The organism is Fictibacillus sp. Mic-4, from assembly GCF_049843615.1.
GTDB lineage: Bacteria > Bacillota > Bacilli > Bacillales > Fictibacillaceae > Fictibacillus_A > Fictibacillus_A gelatini.
In genome coordinates this window covers 1-21,398 of sequence record NZ_JBBHZM010000046.1, presented here as the reverse complement: position 1 = coordinate 21,398, position 21,398 = coordinate 1, and the positions used below count along the sequence as shown (strand labels likewise).

The window sequence follows — 21,398 nt, the reverse complement described above, 5'->3', positions numbered from 1 at the left end:
GAGAACAAAATCATTTTAAATCATGTAACGATTCGTGATCGTTTTTCCTCATTTCACAGATCTAACGAGGTGTTCGAAGACGACGACCGATAATCCCGCTTTCGCCAAATAAATAGAAGCCGAAAGCCCTGCCATTCCTCCGCCTACGATTGCCACATCAAACTTTTTCATCATCATCACCCTTTTTCGCTTTTACAACTATAACGAGATAGCGGTTTGATTTGTGACAGATCAACAACGGTTTCACCTCATTTTTTAATCAAAAAGGTAATGTGTACAGGTGAACCGAATAAAAAAGAAAGAAAAAGAGGAGGGGAAGTCATGGGAAAGCTATTTTCGGAAATACTTCCACAGCATAAGGATTTCATTAAAAGGCAGCAACTCTTTTTTGTCGGTTCGGCGCCATTGAATGAGGACGGCCATGTTAACCTGTCGCCAAAGGGATATGATGTATTGCGCATTTTTTCGCCGACAGAAATCGCTTACCTTGATTTGACGGGAAGCGGAAATGAGACGAGTGCCCACCTTGAGGAAAACGGCAGAATTACATTCATGTTTGTCGCTTTTGAAGGCGCTCCAATGATCCTTCGCCTTTATGGGAAAGGGCGTGTTATTCTTCCAGGGACTTTGGAATGGGATGAGCTCATTCCTCATTTCAAACCTATCCCGGGCGCACGGCAAATGATTTACGCCACCATACATGCAGTGAAAACTTCTTGTGGATATAGCGTACCCTTTTTTTCATATGCCGGAGAGCGAGACACACTGAAACTATGGGCGAGCAAAAAGGCGAAAAGGCATTGAGGAATATCATCATGAGAAAAATTTCGTAAGCATGGATGGACTGATTACTCCATTGGGGAAAAAAGCTCAACATGGTATTTATGAAGACTAAACGGAGAAGGTCTATCGATTTTAATTAAAAAAAATGGCCAAAAGTCCACACGAAGGTGTTCTTTTGGCCATCTTCTTTTTATTTATTATTTACCGGGCTCTCATCTTTCCGGTGATTGTAGTTATACTTATCGCGATCGACCGGTTTGAAGCCTTTCGGTGTGTAGAAACGAAGCAAGTCTCCGTAGACAACTTTATCGGAAATTTGTAGTTTCTTCTGCGCCGTTTCTTCATCCCGTTTGATCTCGTCGTTCTTTTCAACAGGCTCGCCTGTTTTAGAATCGAAATATTTTCCATTTACGGCGGTATATTTAGGCGTCACGAAGCTTCCGTTGCGGAAAGGAACAATCTGTTGATGTTCTTTCGACAATAAATCCGTTCCGAATTGGACATAATCTTTCGTATCAATACCAAGAAGGTGAAGCAATGTTGGAAGAACATCGATTTCTCCTCCATATTGATGCATGACGCCACCCTTCATGCCCGGAACGTGGATGATTAACGGCACCCGTTGCAATTGGGCATTCTCAAATGGCGTAATTTCTTTGCCCATAATTTGCGACATCGCTTCATTGTGATTTTCAGAAATGCCGTAATGGTCTCCGTACATAATAATAATAGAGTGGTCATATAGACCGGATTTTTTCAAGTAATCGACAAATCCTTTTACGGCTTCATCTAAATAACGGGCCGTTTGGAAATAACGGTCAACTGATCCATCCCCTGTTGTAGCAGGCTCAATCGATGCTTCATCTTTATCGATCGGGTATGGGAAATGGTTCGATAACGTAATAAATTTCGTGTAAAACGGCTGCTTCAACGTTTCAAGAAGCGGAATCGATTCTTTAAAGAAAGGCTTATCCTTCAAGCCATAGTTGACAACATCGTTGTCATTCATATCGTAATAGCTAGCGTCAAAGAATTTATCGAATCCAAACGATTTATATGCTTCGTCACGGTTCCAGAACGTTTTATAGTTGCCGTGGAAGACAGCAGATGTATACCCTTTTTGCCCTAAAATGGCAGGAGCCGCCTGAAACGTATTGCGCGCGTTAGTCGTCAAAACGGACCCTTGCGGCAAGCCGAACAACGAGTTTTCTAACATAAATTCGGCATCCGACGTTTTTCCTTGTCCGGTTTGATGGAAAAAGTTATCGAAATACAATGTGTTTTTATCTTTCGTAAACGAATTAATAAAAGGTGTTACTTCCTGTCCATTGAGTTTGTAATTGATTAAAAAGTTTTGGAAGGATTCAAGATGAATGTAAATCACATTCATTCCTTTTCCTTTTCCGAAATAAGCAGGATTCGGCTTTGCGTATGATGCTTTTACGTAATTCAGAACGTCCGTCATGTCGCTGGAGTCGGCAGATGCCTTTTGCGCGGATGACTTTGTGCTCTGAATAGCATCATAAATCGTAAAGTTGAATGTTCCTAAATATTTCACAAGGTAATTTCGGTCAAATGTTCTTGACAACAATTGCGGGCGGTCGGTTTCCGCAAGCGCAAGATTCGTGCTGAAAAAGGCAATCGCCATCGCAAATACGATTCCGATCTTATTGCGGCTTACGCGAACAGGCTCCGGCTTGACCAATTTAAACGCAACAAGAACGATTAAAATGATCGTATCCAGGAAATATAAAGGGTCATACACTTTCAACAATTCCCAGATGCTTCCGCCAAGATCGCCGAAATTTTTTGTTTGGGTTAGCGTCGGCAACGTGATAAAATCGTTAAAAAATCGATAATAGACGATATTCGCGTATAAAATAAACGATAAAATAAAGTTGATGATAATGATCCAAATATAGGCTCTTTTTCCTTTTGCAAATAAAGCAAGTCCAAAAAAGAAAATTGCTGAACTAATCGGGTTAATGAACAATAAGAATTTTTGCATCGTGTTTTCGATGCCAAGGTTAAATGACGTAAGATACCCGACATATGTTTTCAGCCAAAACAAAACGACAGCTAAAAAGAAAAAACCAAGATGCTTGTTTAATACATTCTGGCCCTTCATTCGCAAATTCTTCACTTTTTCACCTCTTTTAATCAAGTAAAGTTTGAAGCGTTGCAAGAGACTGCCCAATACACGTGGGACTGGCCTCTCCGGGAAAACTCTCGCCTGCGCAGTATGGAGGGATCCCGGATGTTTGATCAACCTCTATAAACTTATTACTGTTCTTCGAAAAATAAAACCTACCAAAATAAGAAACTCTCTTGAAAAGCACAAGAGAGGACAAATCTATATTACATTTTAACTTCACTTTATAAAAAAAGTCAATTTGTTATACTGCTCGAACGTGTCTTATTGATGAACATTTTGTTTGCCTAATTGAACGGTAATCCTCTCGCCGTGTTTCAGAACAGATACAGGATGCTCAAAAAAGGCGCTAAGATTCTCTTCTTTTAATACTTCTTCCGTTTTCCCGGCCGAAAAAACTTCTCCGCGGCGGAGCAATAGCGTATACCCAAATACAGGAAGAATTTCTTCAATATGGTGTGTTACAAAAAGCAAAGTCGGTGCATTCGGGGTTTGTGCCAATTCATGAATACTTTCCAAAAGCTTTTCGCGCGAGAACAAATCGAGCCCATTACAAGGCTCGTCCAAAATCAAAATTTCTGGATCAGCCATTAAAGCCCTTGCGATCAGCAACTTTTGCTTCTCGCCCTGTGAACACGTTTCATACGAGCGATTCATTAAATGGCTTACTCCCATGAACTCCAATAAAAATAAGGCGCGGTCGATATCCTCTCTCGTTATATCCTCATACAGTCCAATTGATGCATGTTTCCCGCTAATGACGACTTCCTGGGCAACATCAGCCCCGTGCAACTTTTCCTGTAATGATGAACTGACCCATCCGATCGATTTCCGCAATTCCTGGATGTTTGTTTCCCCAAAACGGCGGCCAAGTACCTGGACACTTCCAGTCGTCGGCCAACGATAGCCTGTAATGATATTGAGGAGCGATGTTTTCCCTGATCCGTTCAATCCTAAAAGCGCCCAATTCTCCCCTTTTTTCACTCGCCAATCAATGTTTTTTAGCAGTTCTTTTTTTTCTCTTATCCACGATACATTTTCTAAATGGATGACATTGTCCATGCTGTTCTCCCCTTTCATCCTTGTTGATTGAAATTACTGATAATTTAAACAGATGGCTCCAGAAATATCAATACATGTCCGTGATTTAGTCCACCATTTTTCATTTATTCAGCCGATGCGGGTCATAATTCCGCCAATTTGAGCAGGAATTCAGCCGTTTCAGACCATAATTCCGCCAAACTGAACACGAATTCAGCCGATATGGACTATCATTCAGCCAAACCGCCCGGATCCGACACAAGCCTATTCTCTCTACGCCCCAGGACCTATTCCAAAATATAGCCGAAGCTCGTTATGAAACAATTGGAATCCAGGTAGGATAGAGACATAGAAAGCGGCGGCGGCTTGCTTAAAAGCCGCCAAGCTTGCCCTTGAAAGGAGGAAATGCAAATGAAAAAATTCGGGTTGCTTCTCGTTGGAGGGATTGCGGCAATTGTGCTATTAGCCAATCTTGGTCCAATGATCGGGCTTGCGATAAGCCTTGTCATTCTCTACTTTGCGTTTAAAAAATTTATGAGATCCGAAACAACGTCAGGAAAAATCGGCTGGGCCATCATCGGGCTGATCGCTTTATGCGCTTCCGTGTCCAATGTCCCATCCATTATTGGACTGATCGCAATCTGGGTTCTCTACGTTGTTTACAAACAGTGGAATGACAACAAGTCGGTCGATAAAGAACCGGAAGATCCTTTTACAAGTTTTGAAAAGCAATGGAAAGAACTAAAGCAATTTGATTAAGAAACACAATCATTTTATAAAGGAGCGATAAAGAATGAGTAACTTATTTACACGTTTAAAAGAATCGATTCAATCCGACCTTCATGAACTATTAGACAAAAAGGAGCAGAGAAATCCGATTGCTCTTCTCAACCAGCACTTGCGCCGGTGCGAGCAAGAAGTCGAGAAGGTTCGGGAGCTGATTCAGCGCCAATATTTATTAAAAGAAGAATTCACCCGCGAATATCAGCAAGCGCAAGATTTTGCCGAAAAGCGTAAATACCAGGCCGAAATTGCGCTAAAAGCGGGTGAAAATGAGCTGTATGAATTTGCAGCAAAAGAGCAAGCGTACTATGAAGATGCAACTTCCCGGCTTAAAGCTTCCCTCGGACAGGCAAACAGCCAATTGGAAGAGCTGGAAAAGAAGTATGAAGAAATGAAGCGAAAGTTAAAGGAAATGCACATTAAACGAATGGAATTAATGGGCCGGGAAAATATTGCCCGCGCCAACTACCGGATGAATAAAGTGCTCCAGGCCAATGACATGAGCAAACCATTCTCCCGTTTTGAAGAGACTGAAATGTATTTAAACCGATTAGAGCATCAAGTTAATACGTCGTACCATCGGAATACGATTGATGCCCGGATCGCCCAATTAGAAAAAGAATTAAAATCAAGCGATACAAATTCTAATTCTTAACAAATTCGTGGTAGACTAATAAGGCGTAGGTTTCTGCGCCTTTTTCTGCTGCCATACCATACATAACGCATCCAGCGGCTTTTTAAAAACGCGAGTCCTTATTGCTGTTGTCCTTATGCCCCGAGTAAGCAGCTATACTTTTTTATTCGTAAAAGAAAGAAGGTGAACCCCGTGTTGAACAGAATAAAATCCGATTTTTTCAGCTGGGTTTTTCTTATTGGCATCATATTGATTTTTATTGAGATTATCCTTTTCGGCTGGGGTCTCATCTTTTCTTTGTTATTTTCTATGGCGTTTATCTACATTGGGAAAAAGCGGCTATCGAAAACGTGGGGCAAACTCTTTTTTTGGTTTGGCGTCATCACTGGCGTCATTACGGTCGTCAATATGGTCGCCTTTAAATTTTTCGTATTAGCCATTCTCCTTTATGTCATTATCCATTTTGCCCAATCTAAAAAACAGCCCGATTATATAAGGCCCATTCTGCAAGAACAAGAGGACAGCCAGGGAAAGGACGCAGTTTGCAGGCGGCCGATCGTATTAAAAAATGTTCTTTTTGGAAAGCAAAAGACAACAGATCATGTATACGACTGGAATGACATTAACATTCAAACCGGCATTGGCGATACAGTCATCGATTTAAGCAATACGATTCTCCCTAAATCAGAATGCGTCATTTCGATCCGAAATCTTGTCGGCAACGTCCAAATTCTCGTTCCGTATGATGTGGAAGTTTCCGTTCACCATTCCATCATTGCAGGATCAATGGCGGTTTTTGACTATCGCGAACCGAGATTGTTTAACGAAACGCTCCACGTACAAACGCCGGGCTATGGCGACTCGGTGCAGAAAATCAAGATCATCACCTCTATGATCACTGGGAATTTAGAGGTGAAGCGAATATGAGCATTATGCAGCGGCAAATTTTAACCGGAATTCTTTTTTCATTGATTGTGTTTCTCGCGCTTGTCGTTACGTTTTTCATCGCTTATCCATTATCAGATTGGACAGGGCTATGGGACCGCAGGCTATGGAACCTCCCGTTTGCCATTTTTGTACCTGTGCTGAGCATCCTTATCGGACTTCTATTCGGTCTTGTTTCCGGATATTTTTGGCAAAGACAGTTACGTTTCGTTGAAGACTCTTTGAGTGAGTTGGAACAAGGGAAGCAATCAGAATTTGACCGAGAGGCAAAGCTTGAGGAATTCGATTCACTATTTTCTCAAATTGAAAAGATAAAGAAGCATCTTGCCGAGCAAACTAAGGTCTCTCAAAAAATGGCGAACGAAAAAGCGGAGGTTCTTGAAAAACGGATACAAGAAATTGTTTCTGAGGAGCGCAACCGCCTGGCAAGGGAACTGCATGATTCCGTCAGCCAGCAGCTCTTTGCGGCTTCCATGCTTATGTCCACGATTACTGAATCAAGACCGCTCTCGGATGACCGTGAGACGAAGCAGCTTAAATTAGTGGAAGAAATGATTCAACAATCACAGCTGGAAATGCGGGCCCTGCTCCTTCATCTTCGCCCCGTTGCGTTAAAAGGAAAATCGCTTCAAGAAGGCATTCAGGAGCTTTTAATTGAGCTGCAGCAAAAAGTCCCGATGAACATTCAATGGAAGGTTGAAAAAATGGCGCTTGACAAAGGGATTGAAGACCATTTATTCCGCATTCTTCAGGAATCCGTCTCCAACACATTACGACATGCGAAAGCGACTTCATTGGACGTTCTTCTAATCAAGCGCGATCAATTTGTCATTATGCGCATCTCCGATGACGGCATCGGCTTTAATGTAGAACAAACAAAAACGGGGTCTTATGGGTTGCAAAACATGCATGAACGCGCCGCGGAAATTGGTGGAACACTAAAAATCATCAGCGTTGTTAATAAAGGGACCCGCCTGGAGGTCAAAGTCCCAATGATAAAGGAGGAGGACAATGATTAAAGTGTTATTTGTCGATGATCACGAGATGGTGAGGATTGGCGTCTCTTCCTATTTATCCGCTCAGCCGGACATTGAAGTCATCGGCGAAGCCGACAATGGAAAAACGGCGGTCGAACTCGCTTTAAGCTTGCGTCCGGATATTATTTTGATGGATTTAGTCATGGAGGAGATGGACGGCATTGAAGCAACGAAGCAAATTATCGAACAATGGCCGGATGCAAAAATCATCATAGTCACCAGCTTTTTAGATGATGAAAAGGTGTATCCTGCGATTGAGGCAGGTGCGATGAGCTATATGCTGAAAACATCGAAAGCGAGCGAAATCGCCAGAGCGATCCGCTCTACTTACCATGGCCAATCTGTATTGGAGCCGGAAGTGACCGGCAAAATGATGACGAAAATGCGGCAAAAAGAGCGGCGATTGCCCCATGAGGAACTGACAAAACGTGAAATGGAAGTTTTGCTTCTCATGGCCGAAGGAAAAACGAACCAGGAAATTGCAGATGATCTTTTTATCGCATTAAAGACTGTGAAAGTCCATGTCAGTAACATTTTAAGCAAGCTGAATGTTCAAGACCGGACACAGGCAGTCATTTATGCTTTCAAGCATTCGCTAGCGGACTGATTGTTAATTTATCCTTGCAAGATAAGGAATCTCTTGTTATAGTAAAACAAATTGAATCATTTCTTTTCTTCAATACGATTGAAGTGAGGATAGAGGAGCAAAGACCATTAGTACACAATACGAGGAGAATGAGAGCCAATGACGATTGTGGAAAGGGGAATTTGCCGAAGCGGAAAAGAATCTCATTTTCTTGAAGCTGGTTCTGCTATTGAATAAATACAGAACTGTCATATAGGAAACTATATGGAGGGCTATCTCATGCATGGTGACGAATGGACCAATTTTGTTCCTATTGCAACAGCGAATCCCTCGTTGTTGCTTTTTTGCGTTTGCAAATAGATGGCCCTGATCCCTCAAGCTTATAAAAAACTATATAAGGGTGTGAAACTATGAATTTTGGCCAAGTTTTAACAGCGATGGTCACTCCATTTGATCAAAATGGTGAAGTGGATTTTAACGCCGTGAGGACTTTAGTTCATCATTTAATTGATAATGGTTCTGATGGATTAGTTGTGGCCGGGACAACCGGGGAGTCTCCTACATTGACGCTGGAAGAGAAAGTTGAGTTATTTAAAGTTACAGTAGAAGCGGCTGGCGGAAAGGTTCCGGTCATTGCCGGCACTGGATCAAATAATACGAAAGCTTCCATCAGCTTAACAAAGAAAGCGGAAGAAGCGGGAGCAGACGGCATTATGCTCGTTGCCCCATACTATAATAAACCGTCTCAAGAAGGATTATATCAGCACTTTAAAGCGATTGCCGAATCAACGCCATTGCCTGTCATGCTTTATAACATCCCGGGTCGAAGTGTTGTCAATATGTCGGTAGAAACGGTCATCCGCCTTTCTGAAATCGACAATATTGTCGCAATCAAAGAAGCGAGCGGCGACCTGGATGCCATGGCGCAGATGATTGAAAAAACGCCAGATGATTTCACATTGTACAGTGGCGATGATGGATTAACCTTGCCGGTGCTTTCGATTGGTGGAGCAGGCGTCGTTTCGGTGGCGTCACACATCATTGGCAATGAAATGCAAGATATGATCAATCGCTTTAGAAGCGGTGACGTGCAGGATGCTGCTTCCAAACACCGCAGCCTTCTTCCAATTATGAAAGCATTATTTGCCGCGCCAAGCCCATCGCCGGTGAAATTCGCTTTAAATGAAAGAGGAGTAAATGTTGGAGACGTCCGCTTACCACTCGTACCTTTAAACGAAGAAGAAAAAATGGCGCTACGAAACGTACTCGAGCAAATCAATTTAGAGCCTGTACGCTGAACAAGCTGCCTGAACTGTCTTCGGACAATCATCCAGCTGGTTTGGACAATAAATTTTACTGTTTAGAAAATAAATTTGGAAAATAAAATTTGCGGTATAGAAAATAAAATCTGTAATTCGGAAAATAAATTCTGCAGTTTGGAAAATGAATGATGCGGCTCGGAAAATAAACGGGTGATCCCCCGAAGTATAGACAAGATCTGCTCGAATTTGAGCCATAATTGAACAAAAAACAGCAAATATCGCTGTCAATCTGAACATTCATGCAAAGAGGATGTCCTAAAAGCAGAACTTTTGGACATCCTCTGTTTTTTACGGCATAAGGGCCAGCGGAAGCGATCTATTCTTCGTAAGAAAAAGCGCTCTTTATCCACTACGGATCGCTATTAATTCGGCCATTCGTCTTATCCGTATATCTTCCCCTTTTTAGGCTTGATCCCGTGACTTCTCTCATCCGCTGCCACCATGTTTGCTTCATGGTCTTCTTCTTTCCACCAGAGGGCTCGAGCCGGATTTTTCAAAACTTCTTTTACTTCATCCGGATCCTCAACGATCGGCTGGCATCCGCGCAATGATTTGCCCGCTGTTTCTTTGACAAAACAGGAGACAATGATGAGTCCGAAAAGACAAACAGCCATCAAGTAAAAAGCGGGGAACATGCGATTCTTCGTAATGCTGACGAGCCAGGCGATAATAAGAGGCGTCGTCCCTCCAAATAAAGAGGTTGAGACATTGTACGTAATAGCAAGTGATCCGTAGCGCACTTTCGTAAAAAATAATGAAGGTAGCGTCGCTGGAAGCGTCCCCTGGAAAGCAGCGAGCAAACCGCTAAGGAGAAGCACCCCGCAAAAAACAATAAAGCTATTGCCGTTACCGATCATCATAAAGATTGGGATGCTAAGGAGAACAATGCCAATTAAAGCTCCCTTAATAATGCGATTACGCCCAATGCGGTCGCTCCAATAGCCGAATGCAAGGATAATCGGCATTGTGATCACCATCACGATAATGAGCAACATTAATCCTTTTGTTTCTCCAAAATGAAGTTCCTGTGTTAAGTAAGCTGGCATATAAGTAAGCAGCATATAGTTCACTGTATTATAAAAGAGGACGATTCCTACGCAAATTAACAACGGTTTCCAATGGTCGGTAACAATTTCTTTAAGAGAAGCACGATGTTTTTCTTCTTCTTCGGCTTTGACCATCGCTTTAAAAGCAGGGGTTTCTTCTAGCCGGGACCGAAAATACAGCCCTATAAACCCTAAAGGGCCAGCAATTAGAAATGGAATCCGCCAACCCCAATCAACCATCCTTTCAGAGCCAAGAAGGAATGTCATCAAAGTGACCAGCGAAGCGCCTGCGCAAAAGCCAATGAGCGAGCCCACCTCTAAACCGCTCGACATAAAGCCTCGTTTTTTATCCGGCGTTGATTCTGCGATAAATGTCATGGCTCCCGCATATTCCCCTCCTGTTGAAAATCCCTGGATCAGCCTTGCCATCATCAACAAGACTGGCGCGACCGTTCCAATGGATGCGTAACTCGGAATAAGACCGATGCTTAATGTCGCAAGAGCCATCATAATTAACGTAAGAGACAGGACTTTTTTGCGCCCGAAACGATCTCCCAGCATGCCAAAAACAAGACCGCCAATCGGGCGTGAGATAAAAGCAATAGCAAAAGTCGCTAATGCATAAATCAATTGGTCGGAAGGGTCGATTTCCGGGAAGAAAACTTTTCCAATAGTAACCGCTAAATAAGAATAGAGCCCGAAGTCGAACCATTCCATAGCGTTGCCGAGCGAAGTAGCAATGACGGATTGTTTTGCAAGTTTTGTATTAACAATGGTGATATCTTCTTTTTTCAATGATTCCAATGAAGGTTCCTCCTCATTTTATTATTTGTAATCACCCTCTTGCAGTTCATTGCTCATTGTTAATCGTTCATAATTTGAAGCAAACCACTTTCGGCTCCGTCATTTCCTGGATCGCAAATTTGATTCCTTCCCTTCCAAGTCCAGACCCTTTCACGCCTCCAAATGGCATGCTGTCAATTCGGTAGTCGCTAGAGTCGTTGACCATAATCCCGCCGACATCCATCTGTTTAATCGCACGGAATGCCTTCTCGATGTTATTTGTAAAAATGCCCGCCTGTAATCCGTAATTCACATCATTCGCTTCCTGGATCGCGGTATCGAGATCTGGAACAGAATAGAGGAGGACGACCGGGCCAAAAATTTCTTCCTTTGCAATCGTGCAATCGTCAGGGACGTTTATTAAAACGGTCGGTGAATAGAAAGCGCCATTGCGCTCCCCGCCCGTCAGCAATACGGCCCCTTTTTCGATCGCTTCATTTACGAGATGTTCAACGCGAATCGCTTCTTTTTCGGTAATTAGCGGACCCATATCGGTCAGCTCCGACTGCTTATCGCCAACTCGATAGCTCCTCGTTCGTTCAACAAACGCTTGCTGAAATTCATCCATTACACTTTCCTGAACGTAAATCCGCTGTACGCCAAGGCAATTTTGCCCCGCTGCCCAGAAGGCACCGGATACGGCCGATTCAACAGCTTCCCGTAAATCGGCGTCCTCTAAAACAATAACGGGGGAGTTGGAACCAAGCTCCATCCCGATTTTCTTCATGCCCGCCTTACGTATAATTTCTTCGCCGGCTTCAAGTCCTCCCGTAAAGGAAATCATGCGCACAGCCGGATGGGTCACAAGCACATCGCCAATTTCATTCCCGTATCCTGTTACGACCGATAACACATTTGAAGGAAGGCCGGCCCGGGCAAATGCTTCCGCGAGCAATAGGCTGCTGAGCGGCGTTACCGTTGCCGGTTTGACAATGATCGCGTTTCCCGAAGCGATGGCCGGCCCGACTTTATGGGCGACAAGGTTTAATGGGTCATTGAACGGCGTGATGGCACCGATGATGCCGATCGGAAAACGGTAATAATAGCCGACGCGATTTTCGCTTCCAGGCATTTGGTCAAACGAAATCGTTTCCCCTTGAATCCTTCGTGCTTCCTCGCTGCTTATGCGAAGCGTCTCGATGCACCGTTTCACTTCTTTATAGGCTTCACGGATCGTTTTGCTGCCTTCGCGCGAAATCGTCCGGGCAAATAGTTCCTTTCTTTCCTCTATATAGTCGGCTGCCTTTTGGATGATTGCCATTCGTTCATGGACAGGCATATTCGCCGCCGCTTTTGCGCCAATTTTTGCCGCTTCAATTGCCTGAAGCATATCTTCTTTTGTTGCAGCAGGTACGGTATCGATGATCGAGTGATCTTGAGGGTCGTAAACGGGAATGGTTCGATCGCGGCTTACCCATTTTCCTGCAAGATACATCTTTCGGCCAGAAACTTGAGTTGTCATAATAAACCCCACCTTTCGTAGATTTAAGTACGAACTAGCTTTGCCCTGCGGTGAGCCGCGATTAAATCGCTTAAGAGGGAAAAGCCTGTCTCTATTTTCCCTGCTCCCGGACCGCTTAATGTGACAGTTCCTAATAAATCGCACTCATACGCAATCGCATTAACGGCTCCGCAAATGGATGCGAGCGGATCGGTGATATCCACTTTTTCCGGCCTAATCGCCGCTGCCACATGATCTCCGGACCTCTGGACCTTTGCGATCAGCTTCCACCGTTTTCCTTCCACTTTTGCCTCTTCAATGTCCTTTAAGGTAATCCTTGTAATCCCTTTGCACGGCACTTCTTCTACTTTGAGCGGTATTTTCATCACATCATTTGCTAAAATCACAATCTTGTATCTTGCGTCATAGCCTTCCACATCGCTTGTCGGATCCGCTTCCGCAAACCCTAGCTCTTGCGCTTCTTTTAAAGCCGCTTCATAGGAAAGCCCCTCTTCTTCCATTCTCGTCAAAATGTAATTGGTCGTCCCGTTTAAGATGCCGCGAATTTCTGTAATTTCATTTCCCGCCAGTGCCAGAGCCGGCATTCGCAGCGCCGGCGTCCCGCTCATGACAGTTCCTTCAAAGCCCCAGTACACATCGTTTTTCTTCGCAAGTTCGCTAAGTTCGCTGTAGGCTAAAGCGACAGGACCTTTATTGGTCATAATGACATTTTTGCCATTTTCAAAAGCGGATCGTAAATGGTCAATGGCGGGTTGACCTGTTTTCACATCAGTATATGAAACTTCAACAATCGTATCGGCATTTGTCTCGCGGATCGTTTGAAAACTGTCCCATCCTGTGACAAGGCCAGGTACGTTCGGGTAGTTTTCGAGATTGCCTGTTTCGCCCAACACTTGCAGTACCGTATCGACATCGAGTCCGTCCGGATGGTAGATCGCCCCTTTCATCAGATCGGAAATGGCTACTATGGTTGGTTCAAGGTCAAATTCTTTTAGAAGTGTCTCCTTTTTATCTCGTAATATTTCAGCTAATCCCTGGCCAACAACCCCAAAACCAATGAATGCCAAATTATGTTTCATAGACAGCTTCCCCCGCTTCACTATTTTTCTGTAATCGAACCTCTCCTGTTAAAAACCTCCTTGCGGTTTCAGCCAGGATCGCGCAGCCTATCGGCAGGCACGCTTCATCAAGGTTAAAAATGGGAGTATGAAGGTCGCGCCGAATGTCATCTGGCAGCCCGCAGCCGAGAAAAAACATCGCTCCCGGCAACTTTTCCGTCACATAGCCAAAGTCTTCGCCGCCCATTCCAAACGGGCGCTGAACGAGTTTAAATTCGGGGTAGAGAGAGCGGATCGTCTCTCGAATCCACCCGTTTACGGAACTGTCATTGTTTAATGCCGGTTCTCCGCGCTCAATTTCTAGCGAATACCGCCCGCCCAATTGTTCTACAAGCGCAAAGGCTCTTTCGACTTCCTCAGACAGCAAATCTCTTACTTCCGGTAAATAGCTGCGGATGGTTCCTTCAAGGGTAACTTCTGTCGGGATAATGTTGCTCGCCGTCCCGGCATGCACCTGGCCGATGCTCACAACCGCCGCATCTAACGCGGAAACTTTTCGCGATACAATGCCGTGTATGGCCTGAAGGACGGGGCTGAGCATCCAAACCGGGTCGGTCCCGAGCTCCGGGTATGCACCATGCCCGCCTGTCCCAAAAACTTTTCCTTGAAAAACGTCAACATTGGCCATGCTGTAGCCATCATTTACCTGGACTTCGCCGACCTGAAGCCACGGGCACATGTGCAGGGCAATCGCAGCGTCAACGCCGTCGTAAGCGCCAGCTTGAATCATATACGGAGCGCCGGATAATCCGTTTTCATCTGTGCTTTCCTCGGCCGGCTGAAAAATGAATTTGACCGTTCCATTTAATTCACCGCTTTTAAAGCGTTCGCTCAAAAGTTTGGCAACACCTAATAAAATGGCAGTGTGAGCATCATGGCCGCACGCATGCATCACTCCGGGGTTTTGCGAGCGGTAGTCTTCCGGATTTTCTTCTTGAATGGGGAGGGCGTCCATATCGGCACGTATCGCGATTTTCGGCCCTTCTCCGCCCGATAATGTTCCGATCACGCTCGTATGAACCCCAATCCCTGTTTCCGTCTTTATTCCGTCCATGCCCCTTAATGTTTGCGCAACAAATTGGGCCGTCCCGAACTCTTGAAAGCTAAGTTCGGGATGCCGGTGAAAGTGCCGCCGCCACGTGATGAGCTGTTCAGACAATCCATTTGCCTGTTTGATCAGTTGAACCGCCATTGTTGATCCCCTCCTTGTGGGCAGGTTAAACTTTTATTGAGTTTTCTACCCGGGCAAAAGCTTGCTCGAGATCAGCAATTAAATCTTCGGCGTCTTCAATGCCACACGAATAGCGGATTAGCCCTTCCGGAATTCCCATGGCTGCGCGTTCTTCAGGTGTACATTCGACATGGCTCGTCGTCCGCGCCGGACCGACGATCGTTTCAACAGCTCCAAGGTTCGCCGCCCGGTTGGCATATTTTAACTTTGGCAACAAGTCTCTCACTGTATCGACACCACCTTTCACCGAAAAGCTAAGCATTCCACCAAAATCAGCCATTTGCTTTTTGGCAATTTCATGATTCGGATGCGTTTCTAACCCGGGATAATAAACGGCTTCAACAATCGACTTCGTTTGTAAATACTTCGCAATTTTCATGGCGCTCTGGCATTGCTGGCGGACACGGAGATGAAGCGTTTTCATACCACGCAAGATAAGATACGCTGCCATCGGGTCCATCGTCGCCCCATTAATTTCACGATAATGATAAATTTGCTCAATAAGGTGTTTGGGGCCACACACTGCGCCACCCAGGGCATCGGCATGACCGCCTAAAAACTTCGTTGCACTATGAATGACTAGATCTGCACCAAGAGATAGCGGGTTCTGATTAATTGGCGTGGCAAACGTATTGTCAACGATCACAAGTGCGCCCGCACGGTGTCCAGCTTCTGCCATTCTTTCGATATCCGTTATTTTAACGGTTGGATTCGTCGGCGTTTCTAAATAAAGAATTTTGCAGCCTTTTTTCACTTCAGCCTCGATTTGTTCATGATGGCCGGTTTCACAAAGAGTGACTTCCACTTGCTGGCGCGGCAAAAATTCTGTAAAAATTTTATTCGTCCCGCCATACGTATCTTTTATCGAGACAATCCGGTCGCCCGGAAACAAAAATGTTGAGAGCGTATTGCTGATCGCAGCCATTCCGGTAGAGAAGCTCGTTGCCGCTTCCGCTCCTTCAAGTGCTTTTATTTTACCTTCAAATGCCTGTACGGTCGGGTTTGTGTTGCGTCCGTATATATGCCCTTTTTTCTTTCCAATCGCGACGTCATACCATTCATCCATATCATCATATCCGTAAGAAACACTGAGAACGACTGGCACTTGTGTTGCGCCATGAACTAAATATTCGCTTTCTCCGGCCCATACGGTTTTCGTCCCAATCTTTTCTTGATTTGTCATATGATCACCCCATCAATTGTTTTGTTTTCCACATTTATGCCGACATTGTGCTTTACCAATTCGTCATAGGCAAAAAGAGCAATCGCCGTATCCTGGACACCCGTTCCGGTTAAATCACAGACTGTAATTTGTTGATCATTGTCACGGCCGCCAGCTTCTTTTGCCGTAATCTGCCCGAGCTCGATAATGGATGACAGATCGGCAACGGCTCCTTTCTCCACGCCATGGTGGAGTTCTCCTAACCGCATGCACTGGGCCTTCGTATCACAAACGAGCTTGTCTGCCCTGGCTAATACTTGGACGTCCAATTCTTGCTTATGTTCGGCGTCTGATCCCATTGCTGTAATATGAAGCCCTGGATGAAGCCATTCCGCTTGAATGACAGGCTCTTTTGACGGCGTCGTTGTCACCACCGTATCGCTCATTTTCACAACCTCTTCAGCACTTTTAGCCGCTATTACTTCAATGTTGAGCTCTTCTGACATCTCTTTTGCAAATGCGGTTGCCCTCTCAGCCGTTCTTGAATAGACAAGAACTTTTCCGAAATTGCGCACTTGCCTTAACGCCCGGAGTTGAAACCGCGCCTGTCCGCCCGCTCCAATTATGCCAACTGTATCTATCGTTTCTTTTGACAAATAGTTGGCAGCAATCGCTCCAGCTGCCGCTGTCCGAATATCGGTTAAATAGCCGTTATCTAAAAGCAGCGCCTCTGGCATCCCCGTCTTCGTGCTAATTAACATCATCAACCCATTGCCGCTTGGCAGGCCGAGCTTGTAGTTATTGAAAAAGCCAGACGAAACCTTGATCGCAAATTTGTCTTTTCCTTTCACGTACGCCGTTTTCACGTCTACTTCCCCATTTTCATCATAGATGTCGACCCGCATGATCGGCGGCATCACAACTTCCTTTTTTGCGAGCTTCGTAAATCCTTCTTCGACAACTTCTAATGCCTTTTCGTTTAATTGAACGTATTGTTTGATATCTTGCTCTGTAAAAATAAACATCATCTCACCTCACCGGACTATTTTGCTAGTATGCTTTCTTTTATATAAAGCTCCCTCGGAATCGAAGCGAACGTTTCACAGCCGGTCTCTGTAACGCGGAATGATTCACTCGCTTCAAACCCGTAATCATCCAGCCAGATGCCCGGAATAAGATGGAACGTCATGTTTGGCTCAAGAATCGTTTGATCGCCTTTACGAATGCTTGCCGTATGCTCGCCCCAATCCGGGGGATAGTTAAGCCCCATTGAATAGCCGAGCCGTGATTCTTTCACAATTCCACTTTTTTCAATCGTTTTCCGCCAGACCTCTTCAATTTTTTCAGCCGTAATGCCTGGTTTTATGGCATCCAGGCAGGCGTTTAAGCCTTCTACGACAACATCTGAAAGTGTTTTCATTTTTTCGTGCGGCTTTCCGATGTTTACGGTTCTGGCAAGCGGAGAGTGATAGCGCCTGTAACAACCGGCCAGTTCCAAAATGACGGTATCTCCCGGTTTATATCGTTCATCCGTCCAAGTTAAATGCGGTGTTGATGTTTTCTCGCCGGAAGGCAAAAGCGGTACAATCGCCGGATAGTCTCCGCCAAATTCTTCCGTCCCTGTGATTTGCGCGTGGAAAATGCTCGCCGCCACGTCACATTCGCGCACTCCGGCATCAATTGATTCAATCCCGATTTTCATCGCTTTTTCAACGATTTTAGCTGCGCGTTTCATATATTCAATTTCCGAGTCCGTTTTAATAATACGAACCCAATTGACGAGCAAGGTGGCGTCTTTGAACGTTGCATTTGGCAGTCCCTTTTTCAATTGTTCATAACATTTGGCAGTAAAATAATAGTTTTCCATTTCAACCCCGATCGTCCGTTTTTCCTGGCCGATTTGTTTTAAAATGTCAGCAACAAAGTCCATCGGATGCTTCGTATCGGACTGAACGTAATCATCGGGGTATGGAATGATGTTTTCATGATAGATCCATGTTGTTACCTTTGCCCCATTCGCATCCTGCCCCCGGCCAATCCATAAAGGCTGTTCTTCATCGATGATCACGACTAACATTTGGTGAACGTAAAATGACCATCCGTCATAGCCAGATAAATAGTTCATGTTTGCCGGGTCAGTAATAAGGAGAATTTCAATTCCTTCGGCTGCCATCCTTTCTTTCGTTTTTTGAATGCGCGCTTTGTATTCTGCTATTGTAAATGACATGAGAATCCCTCCTGTTCTTTTTACAGTATCTAAATTTTTCGAATAGTCTATCTACAAATTTATCATAGTAAAATAGCAGCCGTTTAATCATCCGTCCAACTGTATGAATTTTTCGAAAACAATTCTTGCAAACTGTACAAAAAAGAAAAAAGATGCGAATGATAGCGCATCCTTTCACTCTAATACCTTTCTCTTTTCGGCGTTTCCAATATTCCAAATTTTAATGCTTAAATCGAGCAAAAAAAGATTGTCGGGATCGATGAGGGAAAGCCCCGTTAATGATTCGATTTTCCGTAAGCGATAGAGCAGTGACTGTCTGTGCAAGTTTAGACATCTTGCCGTTTGGCTTACATTTCCGTGATTGCGATTATAGGAGATAAACGTTTCAATTAAATCCATGCTTCCCTGGCCATCGTATTCGATTAAAGGTTTGATCGTTGATTCAACTATTTCTTTAATATCGGCATTGTCTGCCAGACTTAAGAGCAAGCGGTCAATGCGTGTATCTTCATACATAACACGCCTCCCTCGTCCTTTTTGCCGCCTTCCGATCTCTAAAGCAACTTTCGCATTTTCATAGCTTTTTCTAAAACCGTTAAGCCCTTCGTGGTAATTTCCAATGCCCCATGATATGGCGACTTCCGGCAGTAAGTGGCGCAGGCGGCGCTCTATAAGATCTAATAAATCATTAACGTTTTCACCCTTTTTATCAGCCCGGGTTTCTAAAAAAATAATGATATGCCCTTCTTGTGAACTGACCATTACTTCTCGATTTAACGATTGAACGGCGAATTCGATTTCTTCCTCAATATAATGAATCATGTTTTCATGCCAGTGGTCATAAGAATTCACATCTTCATTCCGCTTCTGGAAAAGCGCCCTTAAGTTTTCCGGGAAACCAACTATTCCAATGTATGGAACATTTAAATTCATACCAAGGGATTTTGCCCTTGATTTTGCATGATTTCCTGACGAAAATTCACCAGTCGCAAGTTCCAAAATAAAATCACTGCGCAGGCGCATTTCTGTATCTTCGATCGCGTTTTCCTTAGAAAACCAGAGCGCCGCAGTTGTCACTGCATGCTCCAACACATTTACCCGCTCTTGTGTCAAAAAGGTTTCGACAGATGTTTTCGCCGGCAAAAGGGCATATAAATACCCCTGGACATCACGCGGCGGTTTCATGATCGGTAACTGAAGAAGTGTTGTTTCCGCCATTTCTACCTTCTTGATTTTTTGAAACATCGGATCGTTAGAAAAGAGTGAGGTGTTAGCGAGTACAATCTTCCCTGATGTGAGCGGGTCTTTCCATTCTTTTATTGCCGGATGGGCATGTTGGCTTTTCCCTTTGATTTTTCCTGCATGATCGGTAATGACTACCGGACATTCTACATTTTCCTGAACAAATCTTGCAATCTGGTTCAATTCCGCTCCTTGTAAAATTAACTTCAAGAGTTGCTGCTGCGTTCTTTCCGATTGTTCTAGCTCTTTATAGTGCAAACCATTTAATTGTTGCATGACATCATGAATGACATTCGCAAACCGAACCTCCCATGGAAGTTCAATAATAATAAAATTTTGTCTTTCGGCTAATTGCAGCACTTCTTTCGGAATAGAAAAGACGTGGCGGCCTAAAGCAAGGACAAGTGCTGATGCATTTGAATCAATAATATCCTGGACAAATTGCTTTAGCGTATCGGTGTCATCCCCACAACCGATTGCGGTGCTCAGCACAAATTCATTTTTCCGGACAAAGTTTTCAACGGGCATTTCTATAACCGAAATCCATTGCACACAACGTTCGTTTACTACCCCTTTTCCCGACCTCACCCTGGCGCTTCCCATAATCTCCAGACTTAAGACGTCCTTGACTGTTAACATCACCATTCACCCTCCAAGAAAATTAACCGAACAAGCTAATGAACATATTTTTTTATGATATCGGCGAGCACGGAGAGGTCAACGTTATTTCCGCTCATAATAATGGCAACATCGCCGCTTCCTTCTTTCGCTCCCTCTCTTAAGACCGAAGCAATTCCCGTTGCCGCCGCCCCTTCGATGATGATACGGTGGTAATCCATCATAAAGGCCATACTAGACGCAATTTCTTCTTCGGAAATGAGATCAATCCGGTCCATGTATTGCTGCACCATTTTAAAAGTATATTGGTTATTAAGCCCGATCCCGCCTAGCAAACTATCGGCAAGCGTATCCTTTTCTTCCATTTTGACAGGCTTTCCTGCTTGTAAGCTTTCATACATCACGGCAGAATGATTCATTGACACTCCCGTTACCTTGATGTTCGGGTCAGCCGATTTTACAGCCAGTCCAACGCCGGCAAGCAGGCCTCCTCCAGATAAAGGTACAATGACTTCTTGAATCGTAGGCAAATCTTCAAATAGTTCTAGCCCAATTGTTCCCTGTCCAGCAATGACAAAAGGATCATCAAACGGCGGGATGACGGTTAATCCTTTTTCTTTTTGCAGCTGAAAACACCGTTCTCCTGCATCATCCTGGCTTTCTCCATAAATTTCGAGCCGTGCCCCTAATCTTTTGAGTGCATCAACCTTCACTTGAGGTACACGATGAGAAATGCAAATTACAGCGTCTATGCCGAGTTTTTTGGCAACATAGGCAACAGCCATCCCGTGATTCCCGGTTGAAAACGTGGTCACTCCACGGGCTTGTTCCTCTTTGCTTAATGACAAAATCTTATTGGCTGCTCCCCTTACTTTAAATGCACCTATTTCATGAACCGTCTCAAGCTTCAGAAAAACCGGTCTGCCGACTTTTTCTGATAGAATCGATGATTGAATTAAAGGCGTCTTCCTTACGAGCTGCGAGATGCGCTTTCGTGCTTGCCAAACGTCGCGAATCGTCACTGTGCAAATACTTTTCTCTTTTATTTGATTCACTTTTTTCCCTCCCTCGAGCAATAAAGACGATTACTTTTTCAGATTATATAGTTAGAATTTTCGAAAATCAAATCGTAAAAGTGACTACAAATGTGATTTATTTTCATACAA

General features: G+C 44.3%; 17 protein-coding genes, 2 pseudogenes and 1 riboswitch. Of the genes and pseudogenes, 7 read left to right on the top strand and 12 right to left on the bottom strand.

Going from position 1 to position 21,398, the window contains the following annotated elements; translation table 11 throughout:
* Positions 1 to 72 precede the first annotated feature (72 nt).
* Positions 73 to 171: pseudogene (locus WD019_RS19380) on the bottom strand (FAD-dependent oxidoreductase); the annotation flags it as partial.
* A gap of 150 nt (positions 172 to 321) precedes the next feature.
* Here WD019_RS19380 and WD019_RS19375 point away from each other — a divergent pair.
* Positions 322 to 895 (top strand): annotated as a pseudogene (locus tag WD019_RS19375) (pyridoxamine 5'-phosphate oxidase family protein).
* A 78-nt stretch (positions 896 to 973) separates the two neighbouring features.
* Here WD019_RS19375 and WD019_RS19370 read toward each other — a convergent pair.
* The gene (locus tag WD019_RS19370) at positions 974 to 2,947 is read right to left on the bottom strand and encodes an LTA synthase family protein (RefSeq protein WP_154657990.1); all 1,974 of its coding nucleotides are present in this window, start codon (positions 2,945 to 2,947) and stop codon (positions 974 to 976) included.
* Between the two features lie 252 nt (positions 2,948 to 3,199).
* A complete protein-coding gene (locus WD019_RS19365; protein WP_425712535.1) occupies positions 3,200 to 3,997 on the bottom strand; it encodes an ABC transporter ATP-binding protein in 798 nt (265 codons plus the stop codon).
* Between the two features lie 390 nt (positions 3,998 to 4,387).
* Here WD019_RS19365 and WD019_RS19360 point away from each other — a divergent pair, with 390 nt between their 5' ends.
* The 6 genes from WD019_RS19360 to dapA all read left to right on the top strand — a co-directional run bounded on the left by WD019_RS19360 (position 4,388) and on the right by dapA (position 9,259).
* The gene (locus WD019_RS19360) at positions 4,388 to 4,735 is read left to right on the top strand and encodes a flagellar basal body rod protein (protein WP_425712534.1); all 348 of its coding nucleotides are present in this window, start codon (positions 4,388 to 4,390) and stop codon (positions 4,733 to 4,735) included.
* Between the two features lie 34 nt (positions 4,736 to 4,769).
* Entirely contained in the window at positions 4,770 to 5,414 is a 645-nt protein-coding gene (locus WD019_RS19355) for a PspA/IM30 family protein (RefSeq protein WP_425712533.1), read from the top strand.
* A 171-nt stretch (positions 5,415 to 5,585) separates the two neighbouring features.
* The gene (liaF, locus tag WD019_RS19350) at positions 5,586 to 6,320 is read left to right on the top strand and encodes a cell wall-active antibiotics response protein LiaF (protein ID WP_425712532.1); all 735 of its coding nucleotides are present in this window, start codon (positions 5,586 to 5,588) and stop codon (positions 6,318 to 6,320) included.
* Positions 6,317 to 7,357: a sensor histidine kinase gene (locus tag WD019_RS19345; RefSeq protein WP_026678273.1), complete on the top strand. Its 1,041-nt coding sequence runs from the start codon at positions 6,317 to 6,319 to the stop codon at positions 7,355 to 7,357. The genes liaF and WD019_RS19345 overlap by 4 nt, the downstream gene beginning before the upstream one ends.
* A complete protein-coding gene (locus WD019_RS19340) occupies positions 7,350 to 7,982 on the top strand; it encodes a response regulator transcription factor (protein WP_026678274.1) in 633 nt (210 codons plus the stop codon). The genes WD019_RS19345 and WD019_RS19340 overlap by 8 nt, the downstream gene beginning before the upstream one ends.
* An 82-nt stretch (positions 7,983 to 8,064) precedes the next feature.
* A riboswitch (Lysine riboswitch) is annotated at positions 8,065 to 8,244 on the top strand.
* A gap of 127 nt (positions 8,245 to 8,371) precedes the next feature.
* Positions 8,372 to 9,259: a 4-hydroxy-tetrahydrodipicolinate synthase gene (gene dapA, locus WD019_RS19335; RefSeq protein WP_026678275.1), complete on the top strand. Its 888-nt coding sequence runs from the start codon at positions 8,372 to 8,374 to the stop codon at positions 9,257 to 9,259.
* Positions 9,260 to 9,663: 404 nt separating this feature from the next.
* Here the strand turns inward: dapA and WD019_RS19330 are convergent, their stop codons facing one another.
* The 9 genes from WD019_RS19330 to eutB all read right to left on the bottom strand — a co-directional run bounded on the left by WD019_RS19330 (position 9,664) and on the right by eutB (position 21,287).
* Positions 9,664 to 11,133, bottom strand: a complete 1,470-nt coding sequence (locus WD019_RS19330; RefSeq protein ID WP_425712531.1) for an MFS transporter — start codon at positions 11,131 to 11,133, stop codon at positions 9,664 to 9,666.
* 67 nt (positions 11,134 to 11,200) lie between these two features.
* Positions 11,201 to 12,634, bottom strand: coding sequence for an aldehyde dehydrogenase family protein (locus WD019_RS19325; protein WP_425712530.1), 1,434 nt, complete (start codon positions 12,632 to 12,634; stop codon positions 11,201 to 11,203).
* 23 nt (positions 12,635 to 12,657) lie between these two features.
* Positions 12,658 to 13,713, bottom strand: coding sequence for a homoserine dehydrogenase (locus WD019_RS19320; protein ID WP_425712529.1), 1,056 nt, complete (start codon positions 13,711 to 13,713; stop codon positions 12,658 to 12,660).
* Positions 13,703 to 14,944 (bottom strand): M20 metallopeptidase family protein, encoded by a 1,242-nt coding sequence (locus WD019_RS19315; RefSeq protein WP_425712528.1) that lies wholly within the window; start codon positions 14,942 to 14,944, stop codon positions 13,703 to 13,705. The genes WD019_RS19320 and WD019_RS19315 overlap by 11 nt, the downstream gene beginning before the upstream one ends.
* A 25-nt stretch (positions 14,945 to 14,969) precedes the next feature.
* Positions 14,970 to 16,166 carry a cystathionine gamma-synthase family protein gene (locus tag WD019_RS19310; RefSeq protein WP_425712527.1) on the bottom strand — a complete coding sequence of 399 codons (1,197 nt, stop codon included), beginning with the start codon at positions 16,164 to 16,166 and terminating at the stop codon, positions 14,970 to 14,972.
* Positions 16,163 to 17,170: a cyclodeaminase gene (locus tag WD019_RS19305; RefSeq protein ID WP_425712536.1), complete on the bottom strand. Its 1,008-nt coding sequence runs from the start codon at positions 17,168 to 17,170 to the stop codon at positions 16,163 to 16,165. Before WD019_RS19305 ends, WD019_RS19310 begins: the two co-directional genes overlap by 4 nt.
* A 17-nt stretch (positions 17,171 to 17,187) precedes the next feature.
* Positions 17,188 to 18,372 (bottom strand): M24 family metallopeptidase, encoded by a 1,185-nt coding sequence (locus WD019_RS19300; protein WP_425712526.1) that lies wholly within the window; start codon positions 18,370 to 18,372, stop codon positions 17,188 to 17,190.
* Positions 18,373 to 18,546: 174 nt separating this feature from the next.
* Positions 18,547 to 20,253, bottom strand: a complete 1,707-nt coding sequence (locus WD019_RS19295; RefSeq protein ID WP_425712525.1) for a PucR family transcriptional regulator — start codon at positions 20,251 to 20,253, stop codon at positions 18,547 to 18,549.
* A 35-nt stretch (positions 20,254 to 20,288) separates the two neighbouring features.
* On the bottom strand, positions 20,289 to 21,287 hold the full coding sequence (gene eutB, locus WD019_RS19290) for a hydroxyectoine utilization dehydratase EutB (RefSeq protein WP_425712524.1): 999 nt from the start codon (positions 21,285 to 21,287) through the stop codon (positions 20,289 to 20,291).
* Positions 21,288 to 21,398: the final 111 nt, after the last annotated feature.

Coding starts and splice junctions, on each gene's coding strand:
- WD019_RS19340 (WP_026678274.1), top strand. CDS start 7,350: ATGATTAAAGTGTTATTTGTCGATGATCACGAGATGGTGAGGATTGGC.
- WD019_RS19325 (WP_425712530.1), bottom strand. CDS start 12,634: ATGACAACTCAAGTTTCTGGCCGAAAGATGTATCTTGCAGGAAAATGG.
- WD019_RS19365 (WP_425712535.1), bottom strand. CDS start 3,997: ATGGACAATGTCATCCATTTAGAAAATGTATCGTGGATAAGAGAAAAA.
- dapA (WP_026678275.1), top strand. CDS start 8,372: ATGAATTTTGGCCAAGTTTTAACAGCGATGGTCACTCCATTTGATCAA.
- WD019_RS19355 (WP_425712533.1), top strand. CDS start 4,770: ATGAGTAACTTATTTACACGTTTAAAAGAATCGATTCAATCCGACCTT.
- WD019_RS19300 (WP_425712526.1), bottom strand. CDS start 18,372: ATGTCATTTACAATAGCAGAATACAAAGCGCGCATTCAAAAAACGAAA.
- WD019_RS19360 (WP_425712534.1), top strand. CDS start 4,388: ATGAAAAAATTCGGGTTGCTTCTCGTTGGAGGGATTGCGGCAATTGTG.
- WD019_RS19345 (WP_026678273.1), top strand. CDS start 6,317: ATGAGCATTATGCAGCGGCAAATTTTAACCGGAATTCTTTTTTCATTG.
- WD019_RS19295 (WP_425712525.1), bottom strand. CDS start 20,253: ATGTTAACAGTCAAGGACGTCTTAAGTCTGGAGATTATGGGAAGCGCC.
- WD019_RS19310 (WP_425712527.1), bottom strand. CDS start 16,166: ATGACAAATCAAGAAAAGATTGGGACGAAAACCGTATGGGCCGGAGAA.
- WD019_RS19320 (WP_425712529.1), bottom strand. CDS start 13,713: ATGAAACATAATTTGGCATTCATTGGTTTTGGGGTTGTTGGCCAGGGA.
- WD019_RS19315 (WP_425712528.1), bottom strand. CDS start 14,944: ATGGCGGTTCAACTGATCAAACAGGCAAATGGATTGTCTGAACAGCTC.
- WD019_RS19305 (WP_425712536.1), bottom strand. CDS start 17,170: ATGTTTATTTTTACAGAGCAAGATATCAAACAATACGTTCAATTAAAC.